The sequence below is a fragment of the Thermomicrobiales bacterium genome (assembly GCA_037045155.1).
In the GTDB taxonomy this organism is placed as follows: Bacteria; Chloroflexota; Chloroflexia; order Thermomicrobiales; family CFX8; genus JAMLIA01.
This window is the reverse complement of record JBAOIG010000003.1, coordinates 1,214,488-1,226,687: the sequence shown is the minus strand read 5'-3', so window position 1 is coordinate 1,226,687 and position 12,200 is coordinate 1,214,488. Positions and strand designations below refer to the sequence as shown.

Here is a 12,200-nt window from a genome sequence, read left to right as displayed (position 1 = left end):
TGTGATATCGGCCGTGATGGCATGACAGGATCGACCGGGTCGGAGTCCAGACGTTTCTGGGCTCCGGCTCGGCTTGTTGTGCGACAGACTGAATCGAGACTGGTTGGCAATGACGGGAAGTAGCTCGACGGTTCGGATTGTCCTCTGCATGATCGTCAGGAACGAGGCAAGGATTCTCCAACGATGCCTCGATGCCGCGCTGCCCCTGATTGACGCTGCCTGTATCTGCGACACCGGTTCGACCGATGACACACCAGCCATCGCCGAACAGGCACTGGCGCGGGCCGGCAAGCCGCTGCGGCTTTGCAGTCACGAGTGGGTGAATTTCGGCGTCAATCGCAGCCGGTCGTTTTCGGAGACAAGGGCATTCGCCGAGGAGCTTGGTTGGGAACTGGAGCGCTCCTACGCGCTCTTCCTGGACGCGGACATGGTGCTTCATCTGACTCCGAGCTTCGCGCGCGAGGCGCTGACCGCCGATGCGTTCAGGATTCGCCAGGGCAACGACGCGTTTCAGTACGACAACCTGCGCCTCGCAAAGCTCGCGCTTCCGTGGCGAAGCGTCGGAGCGACACACGAGTATTGGTCCGCTACCGGCAGCGCTCGGTCGATCCGTCTCGACACTGCCTGGATCCAGGACATCGGTGACGGCGGCTCCAAGGCGGACAAGACAGAGCGCGACATCAGACTCCTCGAGGCTGATCTGGATGCCGAACCAGACAACCCGCGCACCGTCTTCTATCTCGCCCAGTCGTATTTCGACAGCCATCGATATGCCGATGCTCGCGCGCTCTACGAGCGCCGCGCCGGGATGGACGGGTGGGAAGAGGAGGGATGGTACGCGGCGTTTCGTGCCGGCCTCTGTGCGCTTGAGCTCGCGGAGTGGGATCGGGCAGTTGCCGGCCTGCTCAACGCCTGGCAAAGGCGGCCATCGCGGGCCGAGCCGCTCTACCAGCTCGCCCGCGCAGCGCGAATCCGCGGCGCGTCGCAGATCGCGATGCTGGCGGCGGAGCGGGCCCTTTCCATCCCATTCCCGGAACAGGACACGCTGTTCCTCGATGGCGCGGCCTACGATCGCGGTCCGACCGAGGAGATCTCGATCTCCGCCTACTACACGGGCGAGCACGATCGCGGGGCCGCCGCCTGCGACGCGTTGCTTCGTAGCCGGAATGTCCCCTCGCATACCCAGGATCAGGCGGCCTCCAACCTGACGTACTACACGCGACCGATCGCATCCGCCGACGCGCGTCGAACCGAGATTCCGTACCAGATTTCCGCGCCGAACTACGCGCCAGCGAACAGCTCGATCTGTCGCACCGACGAAGGTTATGTGGTCCTCAATCGGCTGGTCAACTACCACCAACACGGCGCAACCGTCTATATCAGCCGCGATCCAGACGGGAAGTACCGCACGCGCAACGCATGGCTGACGCTGGATCGCCAGCTGAGCACGGCTTCTGCTGCGGTTGTCGATGATTCGATCGTCGACGAGCGAGTCACCGTGCCACAGGCTGATGCGTTTGTCGTCGGCATTGAGGACATCAGGCTGATCCAGTGGCGTGGAGAATGGTGGTTCTCAGGTGGGTCGTCCCAGTTCGACCCGTACCATCTGCCTCGTGTCGTCATTGGCCGGATCGACCCGAATGGCCCACGGATCGACCATCTGGTTCCGCTGGAGTTCGCCGGTCGGCAGCCGGTTGAGAAGAACTGGGTCCCGTTCATCCATGATGGCCGGTTGCTTCTTCTCTACTCGAGTGACCCGACCCTGGTGCTCGAGCCAGATCCGGAGAATGGACAGTGCCGCGTCGTGCATCAGGCGCCTGCGACAGTCGATCTGAGCCTTTTTCGGGGGTCGTCACAGCTCATCCCGGTTGGCGGCCGATATCTCTACACTATTCATGAAGTCGCCATCGTGGGAGGGCATCGGGTCTACCTCCACCGCTTTGTGGAGATGGACTCGTCGTTTGTCATCACGCGGGTATCGCGAGCGTTCAACCTGACGCAGGTGGGGGTCGAATACACGTGTGGCATGTGCCTCAGTCACGACGAGCAGAGCGTGATACTCAGCTGTAATTGGGAAGAGCGCGAATCCTGGCTCGTCCCCGTGCCCCGGTCGGCAGTCGATGCGATGTTGCTTCCGATTGATGAGCTCGCAACCATCCGGGCAGAGCGAGTAACCCTGCCCCATTTCATCGGTGGAATAGCTCAGCCCGGCGGCTAGTAGATCTCCATGTATCGTTCGCGTTCCCAGTGGGTGACGTGCTGGCAGAACGCGCGCCACTCCTGAGTCTGCGCCTCGGAGAGACGTTCGTAGACGTGCTGGCCGAGGGCGGCCTGGACGACATCGTCGTGGGCGAGCTCGGCGATGGCCTCGCCGAGAGTGGCCGGCAACGTGCCGACGTTGCGGCGGGCAAGCTCGTCATCGGTGAACAGGTACAGGTTTTCCTCGACTGGCTCGGGCAACTCCAGACCACGTTCGATCCCGTCCAGGCCGGCCGCCAGCATGACGGCGTAGGCGAGATACGGGTTGCAGGCGGGGTCGGGACAGCGAAGCTCGATTCTTGTCGCGTTTTGCCCGCCCGCTCGGGTGGTCGGCACCCGGATCAGCGCGGAACGATTCTGGCGAGCCCAGGAAACGTAGACCGGCGCTTCAAAGCCCGGCACGAGGCGCCGGTACGAATTCACCAGCGGGTTCAGCACGGCGGTCATCGCGCGGATATGGGCGAGCTGGCCGGCCAGAAACTGGCGGGCCAGTGGCGACAGGCCATACGGGTCGTCCTTGCCGACAAACACATTCTCACCGATGACGTTGCCTGCCTCAAGCCGGGCCAGAGACTGATGGGTGTGCATTCCAGACCCGGCAACGCCCTCGATCGGCTTGGGCATGAAGGTCGCATGTAGCCCGTGCTGTTGGGCAATCGCCTTGAGAGTGAACTTGAATGTGATCGCCTGATCGGCGGTGGTCATCGCGTCGGCGTATTCGAAGTCGATCTCATGCTGGCCGATGGCGGTCTCGTGATGCGTTGCCTCGACAGCGATGCCCATTGCCTGAAGCGCGCGGACCATATCCTTGCGCACCTCGGCGGCGGGATCAGTCGACAGATCGAAGTACCCGCCCCGGTCGGCTGGAGTAATGGTGACGGCGTCACCGTTGGTGCGGAACAGGAAGAACTCCACCTCGGGGCCGGTGTGATAGACGAACCCGAGATTGGCGAGACGCTCGACCTGCCGTAACAGAACCGCGCGTGGGTCGCCGGGGAAGAGCTCTCCGTCCGGCCGATGGACCCAGCAAATAACGCGGGCAGTCGTGTTGCGGCCGCGCTCCCACGGAATGACGGCGAAGGTCGAGAGATCCGGCATCAGAAACATGTCGCTCTCGGCAATCCGGGCAAACCCGGCAATTGACGAGCCGTCGAACCATTGACCGTTCGCAATCACGTCGGGAAAGACCTCGACCGGGATCGTCACCATCTTGACAACGCCCATGATGTCGGTGAACTGGAGGTTGACGAACTTGACGTCGGCCTCCTGGCACGCCGCTAATATCTCATCGGCGGTGGGGTCCGGCGTTGGCTGTCCCGGGAATTCGCGCACGGTCGCTGCCATCTACCCTCCATTGGATCCTATCGAATCTTTCTCGAACGTCACCCAGAGCGTGCCCAGCGAGTCCTGTCAGGCGGACGCGTTGCCTAGGCCTGCTCTACGGATTGTGCGGCTTCCGAGCGCGGACTTCGCAGGCTAACCAGTATCGTCACAACCAATCCCAGCAGCGCAATGATCATCAGATTGCGCGCCGTCAGCAGGAGCGCAGCCCAGATTGCCTGATGGCGCAGCGGGCTATAGAACCAGGGAAAGATGAGCTGTGAGGCGACGAGCGTGAGCAGGAACAGCGCGATCGTTCGGCGTCCGAGCCGGCCGGGCAGGAGCACGACGAACGGCATCAGCCAGATGAGGTATTGCGGCGAGAACACCTTGCCGGTCGCGACGAACGTCAGCAGGACGAGCGTGACAGCAGTGACCAGGCGGATGTCGTGTCGGTCATCATCACGCGTCCGGAATCGGACGAATGCGAACCCTGCGTAGACAGCGGTCAGGAGAGAAATCTGGACGAGCGAGGACACTGTCCGCAAGGGCGCAGTCCAGGTTGAGACATACTCGAACGATCCCCATGCGTGAGCGGTGACGATCTCGACCCGGCCGATCTTGCTGAGCAACAGCAACGCATTGGCGTAGAGCGACTCCATCTGGATGCCCCGATCCATCTGGTAGGTGTAGGCGGCCGCGTAGCCGGATCGACTGAGCGCGAATCCCGGCAACATCAGGAGCGCCAGCACCCCGGTGAACCCGAACCCCTGGAGGAGCGTGGCTCGTATCCCGCGGCGGGATAGCAGATCGAGCGCCAGCAGCGGGGCAACGATAACCGGCACGAGCTTGACGCCGACCGCGAGCGCCAGCACGAGCCATGCGCCGGCCTCGGCGCGCGGAGTGCGGCGTAGCCAGAGGGCGACCGCGGCAAGCGTCAGAAACGTCGGGGTGAGGTCAAACCGCGTGATCGCCAACTGCCCCAGCAGCGGGAAGGCGACGACGTAGGCGCCAAGGCGGAGCTGATGTTGCCGCAGCGACTCCTCTGGCAGCAGTCGTTGTATGAGGGACCAGACGATCAGCCCGGCGCCAAGAGCGAGAAGGTAACTCTCGATTGCGAAAAGAATCTCGAATCCTGTGAAGAACCCGCCGACGATATGGCTCGGAACGAACGCGAGGAGAATCGGCGCGAGCGCCAGGGGCGGGTACTCCATCTGAAAGTCGCGATAGGGGACGTGCCCATCCTTGATGTGATTGGCGTAATCGAAATAGAGAACCAGGTCGCCGGGCATGGCATGGATAGCGAGACCCGCCATCTGCAACAAGAAGACGACGCCGAGCGCGATGGCGATGGCGCGAGGGACGCAACGCGGGTCGTCCAGCTTACTGCGGAGCCGGGAGGCCAACCCCGATGGAGCAGGACTTATCTCGCTCGGGCGCCCATTCGCGGTTCTTGTAGACATAGACAAACAGCTTCACCCGTTCGTCGTGCGGGTCGTCAATTGCCAACTGGCGACCCCATGCAGTGAGCACGACCGGCGATTCCAGACCGGGATACGGGGTGATCAGCACATCGAGCACACCGTCGGACGCGGTCTTCAGCGCCTCGAAATCCTTGTTCGACAAGTCCGGTCGGTAGGCAATCCAGACCGCCCCGGTAGCCAGTGAGGCGACGATGTTGCGATCCTCAACCGGGACACGATAGTAGCCACAGAGCTGCGCATACTGATCGTGTAGTCCACCCGCCGGCGGGGTGTGGTCATAGGTGATCGGGCCGGCAACGACACCGTTCGGCAGGTTGTCGAACTTCGTGACGCCCTCGATCTCTTTCGGCAGACCCGGCCGCCGGTCCTGCATATAGACGTTGAAGAAGCTGAACGCGATAACCAGCGCCAACCCGATGGCAATCGCGATCTTGTAGCGGCGGATCGCCGAGGTGTTGCGCTCGCCATGTACCTGTGCGGCGCCAACCTGACTGCTCGTGTCCATGATCCCGTTCCACAGCGCAGCGTTCGCGCCTCGCGCCGACTGCCGGCGCCAAATACCGCCGGCAAGCGTACCATCGCGGCGGCATACCACTGAGATCGTGGCATGCCGCCGCGACGGGCGACGTTAGCGAACGCCCTGGACGCCGAGGATGCCCGCCATCTCGCGCAGCTGCGCCTGAGCGCCACGGACGTTGTCCCCCTCGCCAGTGTGCGTGATGATCTCGCTGGCTAGCTCCTTGAGACAATTGATCGCCTTGGGCGTATCGAGATCATCATCAAGGGCTTCGAGGAAGCGAGCGCGGAAGCCGGCGGCCTCGAAGTCGTACCCGTGTCGTGAATCGAGGCGGGCCGCTTCTTTCAACAGGCTGGCGACGCCTTCGAACTCGGCCGGCCCGGTGTCGCGATAGTTCCAAGAGTCGCGGTAGTGATGCGAATGGAGGTACAGTCGCAGGGCGTCGGGCGTGTGGATGCGGAGAACATCGCGCGCGAGCACGAGATTGCCGAGCGACTTGCTCATCTTCTCGCCCTGGTAGCGGACCATGCCGATATGCATCCAGACCTGGCTGAACGGCTCGGCGCCGCAGGCGTGCTGCGACTGGGCGATCTCGCTCTCGTGGTGCGGATAGATCAGGTCGCTACCGCCGCCGTGGATGTCGATCTGCGGACCGAGGTATCTCGTGGCCATCGCCGAGCATTCGATATGCCAGCCGGGCCGGCCTGCCCCCCACGGGCTCTCCCAGGCGGGCTCGCCGGGCTGAGTGCCCTGCCAGAGAATGAAGTCAAGCGGGTCTTCCTTGTTCGGGTCGTCCGGATTCGCGCCACGTTCGGCCGACAACGCAATCATCTGCTCGCGCGTGTATTTCCCCAGCGCGCCGTAGTCCTCGTCGGCCCGGGTGCGGAAGTAGACGTTGGAGCCACTCGGATAGGCGAACCCGCGTTCGACCAGCGAAGTGGTCAGCTCGATAATCTGCTCGATCTCCTCGCTGGCCTTCGGGAAATGATTGGGCCAGAGGACGCCCAACGCCGATAGATCCTCGACGAGGCGACGCGTGTGGCGGTCGCCAAGCGTGTCCCAGCGATCGCGGTCGCGATTGGCGCGCTTGAGGATGTCATCATCGATGTCTGTAACGTTCTGGACGTATTTCACCCGCCAGCCGAGATACTGACAATAGCGGTTCAGGACATCGAATGTCAGATAGGTCATTGCATGACCGACATGAGTCGTATCGTAGGGAGTCACGCCGCAGACATACATCCGCACGGTGTGACCATCCAGTGGCGTGAAGTCGACCTTCTTGCCGGACAGCGTATCGTAGAGCTTCACCAACGCTCCTCGTCCTCAACTTGCATCACAATGTCCATTGGGGCGACCGGCACGTGGCCCCCTCGCGCAACGTTCCGGCTGCCGTGTCGAACATCGCGTCGACGCAGCATATTCCCGGGCAGGCCGGCAAAATGGGAGTATCCCACGCGGAGGGCCGGCTGAGTAGTGGCCAGCGGCACTACGTAAACCTTATGTCTAGTTGGACAAGAGGCCGGAAGTCGCATCAGAAGGGCAGGGTGAGCATATGGACGATGGCGAACAGCGGCAACCGCAGGGCACGGATGCTCCACCGGCGTGGGCGCCAACCTCGCGAATGCGAGCCAACCCTTCGCTCAATCAATCAACCCGGCAGGGCAGGGCGACCGAGGACGAGCTGTTCCTCAAGCGTGCGACGCATACGCCTGAGGCAAACGCATTCGTTCATTCCGATCCCTGGCGGGTGCTGAGGATCATGGGTGAGTTTGTCCACGGATTCGACACGCTCGCCGAGATCGGCAAGGCGGTGACGATCTTCGGGTCCGCCCGCGTGAGCGAGGACGACCCGATGTACCAGGAGGCGCGGCGGTTGGCAGCGCTGCTGGCCGAGAAGGGGTTTGCGATTATCACCGGCGGCGGGCCGGGCATTATGGAGGCGGCCAATCGCGGCGCCGTCGAGGCAGGTGGTCAGTCGATCGGCTGCAATATCGAGCTGCCGTTCGAACAGGGGTTGAACGAGTATGTCGAGATCGCGATCAACTTCCGCTACTTCTTCGTCCGCAAGACGATGTTCGTCAAATACGCTGAGGCGTTCGTCATCTTCCCCGGTGGGTTCGGCACGATGGATGAGCTGTTCGAGTCGCTGACGCTGATCCAGACAGGGAAGATCCACAACTTCCCGGTCGTCATGTTCGGGTCGTCCTACTGGGGCGGTCTCCTGGAGTGGATCCGCGACACGATGCTGGCGGAGGGCAAGATCGCGACGGCAGACTTGCGACGACTGATCGTAACCGACTCTGCGGACGAGGCTTGTGCTGTCATCACGAGCTGCTACGACGAGCAGTGCTGGGGCCACGAGGACAAGTCGGCTGCGCGCCATCTCGGCATCGCCGACGGCGGGCGCGGCTAGCGCCCGGCTACGGGATCTGGTACATCTGACCATTCACCGCATGCGATCCCGGACACCGGGTTGCGGTGTGGGCCGCGGAGGCTGGTACGGCTTTTCTTGGAGCGATTCATGGTGCGACGCCACGCGTCGGGCATTCTCCCGCGATTGCAGCTCGCGCTGGTGGCCATCCTCGTCACTGGCGGCTTCTTCTCCTTTGCCAGCCCGCCTACGGCGCTCGCGGCCGACCAGATGTTTCCATCGTCCGGCCTCGTTGTTCAGCTTCGGGAACCCGGCGCGAGATCCGCCGTGCAACATGCCCGCGCTGTTCGGTCCCTCGATCCGGCCGGAACGGTCATCCTGGCCACGTTCGATAGCCCCCGCAAGGCCGCGGAAGCCCAGCGCTCGTTGCTCGGCGACCCGCGCGTGGCCGGGGTCGCGCCAAATGTGCAGCGTTTCCTCGCCTGGGAGCCCAATGATCCGGACCTTGGCAAGCAGAGGGGCTGGCTCGACCAGATCAATGCGACCCAGGGATGGGATATCACGACCGGCGACATCGGCGATCCGAACCGGGCTCATTCGGTGGTCGTGGCAGTTGTCGATAGTGGCGTTAGCCCGACCCACCCCGATCTGATCGAGCGACTGACACCTGGCTACAACGCGATTGACGGGACGGATAACACCGCGGATATCGGCGGGCACGGCACCCACGTTGCCGGGATCATCGCGGCGCAAGGGAACAACGGCATTGGCACGGCCGGCGTCGCGATGGATGTCCGAATCATGCCGATCCGCGTGGTCAGCAACGGTGGCGAGATCGATGTCGCCAACGAGATCGCCGGCATCTACTGGGCGGTCGATCACGGGGCAGATGTCATCAATCTCAGCCTTGGGTCGGACGAGTACGTTCAGGCCGAGCGTGACGCGATGCGATATGCGCGTGACCGCGGCGTGGTCGTTGTCGCGGCTGGCGGCAACAGCGTCAGCGCGATCAGCTACCCCGCGAATTACGACGAGGTGATCGCGGTTGGCGCGGTGAATGCAGCCGGCAACCCGGCCTCGTTCACCTCGCGAGTGTCGCGGATCGATCTGGCTGCGCCGGGTGTCTCGATCTACTCTCCCGGTTGGGACGCGCTCTACGGCAACTACTGGGCCGATGTTTTCTATTCGAACAACACTCCTGTGTCGGGCACATCGTTCTCGGCTGCGATCGTCTCCGGAGCCGTCGCCTTGATCAAAGCGGTCGATCCTGGCGCGGGGGCGGAGGATATCCGGACGATTCTGACCACGACCGCCGCCGATAGTGGCGCCCCTGGCCGGCAGGCCGGCACCGGCGCGGGAATCCTCGACGTCGGGGCTGCGCTGCGGGCGGCAGTTCACGGGCAGATTCAGGCGACCTGGACCCGCAGCGACAGCGCGGTGGCGAGCGGGCTGTCGTCGCGCACCTGGCTCTGGGGCGAGCGCGCCAGAACCTGGGAGATCGAGCCATACAGCGATTCCCAGCACGGCAGCCGACTGGTCTACTACTTCGACAAGAGCAGGATGGAGATCACCGACCCGCTCGGTGACCGATCCAACCCGTGGTACGTCACGAACGGTCTGCTCGTCAAGGAGTTGATCACCGGTCAGATGCAGATCGGCGATGCCGCCTTCGAGACGCATTCTCCGGCCCAGGTCAACGTTGCTGGCGACCCGGACGACGACCGAGGCCCGACGTATGCGTCGTTCGAGGGTCTCCTTGCCGGGCCGGCCGTCGCCCAGGGTGATCTGATCGTGACGACCATCGCGCGAGATGGCACGACCAGCGCCGATGCTGCCTACGGCGCGTACGGCGTCGTTGGAAGTGAGTTGGTTACCGCGACCGGTCACCGTGTCGCCAGTGTATTCTGGGACTATCTCAACAGCAGCGGCGTGATCGTCACGCCGGATGGGCCCCAGACAGGCCGGCTGTTCGATCCGTGGTTCTACGCCACGGGGTATCCGATTACCGAGGCGTACTGGACGCAGGTGAAGCTCAAGGATATCTACTCCGACGTTCTGATCCAGTGCTTCGAGCGGCGTTGCCTGACCTATACCCCCTCAAATGACCCCGGCTGGCGGGTCGAGATGGGCAACGTCGGGCAGCACTACTACCAGTGGCGCTACGGCGTGCCGCTGGTCGCGTCGGCTGATGCGGCGCGACGCACCGCGGCGCTATCGGGCCAGTCGATCGACACGGCCACTGTGCGCCGGCTGCTGCGCATCTTCAACTAGCCCTGCGCGGTCAGACGGCCTGCGTGCGCTACACTCTGTGCGCTCGTGCGTTGTGGATCGTTATTGTCCCGCGGGTGGAGGATTGACGACAGGTGCCTGCGGCGCGACCGCGATATGACCCGACCGTCAATTACTACCTGGTGCTGGACGTAGCCTACGGCGCTTCGCGGGAGGACATCAGTCGCTCCTACCGGGCGTTGATGCGACTCACGCACCCGGATCGCGTGCGAGATCCCCTCCAGCGCGCGAAGGCCGAGGAGCGCGCCAAGCTGATCAACGCTGCCTACGCGGTGCTGTCGCGACCGGAGTTGCGGCGTGAGTACGACGAGCAGATCCGCGCGACAGTGCTGTCGGATACCCTCATGCAGCAGTACACGTCGATGCGCCCCGGGCAGACCGGGCTGGCTCATGCGACTCCGAAGCCGCCGACTCTGCACGTCGTCCGCGAGCAACGTCGCGCCTACTATCTGGCGGTGGGTCAGATACTGGGCGCGACTGCTGCGTTTGCGCTGATCGTGCTGGTCATTGTGCTGATTGTATTTGTGCTGCCGACGATGCTGAGTGGCCTCGTCGGCTGAGCGTTGCCGGCCGGAGAGCGGCCATCTTTTTCTTCGAGATGTGCTGAAAGGGCGTCGATGAGCTCGATCTGGCTAGAGATTCTGCTGGTGCTGGTGCTGGTGCTGATCAACGGAGTGCTAGCGATGTCGGAGTTGGCGGTCGTCTCGGCGCGCCCGTTCCGGTTGCGCCAGCGCGCCGATGCCGGGAGCGCCGGCGCGGAGGCCGCCATCGAGCTTGCCCAGCACCCGAATCGATTCCTGTCGACAGTTCAGATCGGCATTACGCTGGTCGGGATTCTGGCCGGCGCCTTCGGTGGCGCTCGGATCGCTCGCGCACTCATCCCGGGGTTGTCCGAGCTGCCGCTGGTCGGCGGACACAGCGAGGCGGTTGCCTTGACGCTCGTCGTGTCGGCAATCACCTATCTCTCGCTGGTTGTCGGCGAGCTGGTGCCGAAGCGCCTGGCGTTGCGCCACCCGGAGGGGATCGCCGCGGCGGTCGCAAGGCCAATGCACGTCCTGTCGATGGTTGCCCGCCCGATCGTCTGGTTGCTAAGTGTCTCGACCGAGGCTCTGTTGCGGTTGCTGCGGGTTCCATCCGCGAGCGAGGCAGATGTTACTGAGGAAGAGGTCGAGCATCTGATCGATCGCGCCACCCAGGCTGGCGTGCTCGACGTTGCCGAACAGGCGCTCCTCAGTCGGGTGCTGGATCTCGGCGACCTGATTGCAGGGCAGGTGATGACACCTCGCCACGAGGTCGTCGGCGTCGACCTCTCCGCCAGCGAAGCAGAGAATCGCGCGCGGATTGCGTCTGCGCGATACGACACTTACCCGGTCTACGATGGAGATCTGGATCGACTCAGCGGAATCGTGACTGTGCACTCGTTGGCCGGCAAGCTCGTGGTGGACAGGCCGCTCGACGTCAGCGCGAGCCTCGAACCGCCGCGCTACGTCCCGGAAACGGCCTCGTTGCTCGGCGTGCTCAAGCAGATGACAGTGACAGGCGCTCACCGGCTATTCGTTGTGGACGAGTTTGGGTCGATCCAGGGGCTCATCACGCTCACCGACGTGTTTGAGGCGATCATCGGTGATCTCGACGTGTTGGCCGGCCTCACTGCGCCGGAGGTCGTTGTGCGCGACGATGGTTCCTGGCTCGTCGATGGTCAGCTCGACACCATCGAGTTGCGCGATCTGCTGAGGGTTGGCAGCCTGCCCGGCGCTGGCGAGGGTCGATTCCACACGGTCGGCGGATTGATGATGGCTCAGTTGGGGCGCGTGCCGGCGGAAGGTGATTCCTGGCAATGGGGGGCCTACCGCTTCGAGGTCGTCGATATGGACGGGCTGCGGGTCGATAAAGTGCTGATTACGATCGATGATGCGTCGAATTAGCCCTGAACGGTTACGGCACTCGCGTGGCTGCC

Annotated in this window: 9 protein-coding genes; 5 read left to right on the top strand and 4 right to left on the bottom strand. The window is 63.5% G+C overall.

Translation table 11 applies throughout. The annotated features are described in order from the left end of the window. Window positions 1–109: 109 nt before the first annotated feature. Window positions 110–2,218, top strand: a complete 2,109-nt coding sequence (locus V9F06_08940) for a glycosyltransferase (protein ID MEI2617741.1) — start codon at window positions 110–112, stop codon at window positions 2,216–2,218. Here V9F06_08940 and V9F06_08935 read toward each other — a convergent pair. The 4 genes from V9F06_08935 to cysS form a co-directional block, all read right to left on the bottom strand. Further along, window positions 2,215–3,603 carry a glutamine synthetase family protein gene (locus V9F06_08935; protein ID MEI2617740.1) on the bottom strand — a complete coding sequence of 463 codons (1,389 nt, stop codon included), beginning with the start codon at window positions 3,601–3,603 and terminating at the stop codon, window positions 2,215–2,217. The genes V9F06_08940 and V9F06_08935 overlap by 4 nt on opposite strands. An 83-nt stretch (window positions 3,604–3,686) precedes the next feature. Further along, complete coding sequence (locus tag V9F06_08930) at window positions 3,687–4,985, bottom strand: hypothetical protein (protein ID MEI2617739.1); 1,299 nt, start codon at window positions 4,983–4,985, stop codon at window positions 3,687–3,689. Beyond that, window positions 4,963–5,568, bottom strand: a complete 606-nt coding sequence (locus tag V9F06_08925) for a DUF3105 domain-containing protein (GenBank protein MEI2617738.1) — start codon at window positions 5,566–5,568, stop codon at window positions 4,963–4,965. The genes V9F06_08930 and V9F06_08925 overlap by 23 nt, the downstream gene beginning before the upstream one ends. 123 nt (window positions 5,569–5,691) lie before the next feature. Further along, on the bottom strand, window positions 5,692–6,891 hold the full coding sequence (cysS, locus tag V9F06_08920; protein MEI2617737.1) for a cysteine--tRNA ligase: 1,200 nt from the start codon (window positions 6,889–6,891) through the stop codon (window positions 5,692–5,694). Between the two features lie 244 nt (window positions 6,892–7,135). On the opposite strand from cysS, the gene V9F06_08915 reads away from it, so the two are divergent. From V9F06_08915 to V9F06_08900, 4 genes are all read left to right on the top strand, one after another. Continuing rightward, a complete protein-coding gene (locus V9F06_08915; protein MEI2617736.1) occupies window positions 7,136–7,996 on the top strand; it encodes a TIGR00730 family Rossman fold protein in 861 nt (286 codons plus the stop codon). Window positions 7,997–8,104: 108 nt separating this feature from the next. Next, complete coding sequence (locus V9F06_08910; protein MEI2617735.1) at window positions 8,105–10,225, top strand: S8 family serine peptidase; 2,121 nt, start codon at window positions 8,105–8,107, stop codon at window positions 10,223–10,225. 92 nt (window positions 10,226–10,317) lie between these two features. Beyond that, entirely contained in the window at window positions 10,318–10,803 is a 486-nt protein-coding gene (locus V9F06_08905; GenBank protein ID MEI2617734.1) for a J domain-containing protein, read from the top strand. 57 nt (window positions 10,804–10,860) lie between these two features. Further along, window positions 10,861–12,168, top strand: a complete 1,308-nt coding sequence (locus V9F06_08900; GenBank protein ID MEI2617733.1) for a hemolysin family protein — start codon at window positions 10,861–10,863, stop codon at window positions 12,166–12,168. Window positions 12,169–12,200 lie beyond the last annotated feature (32 nt).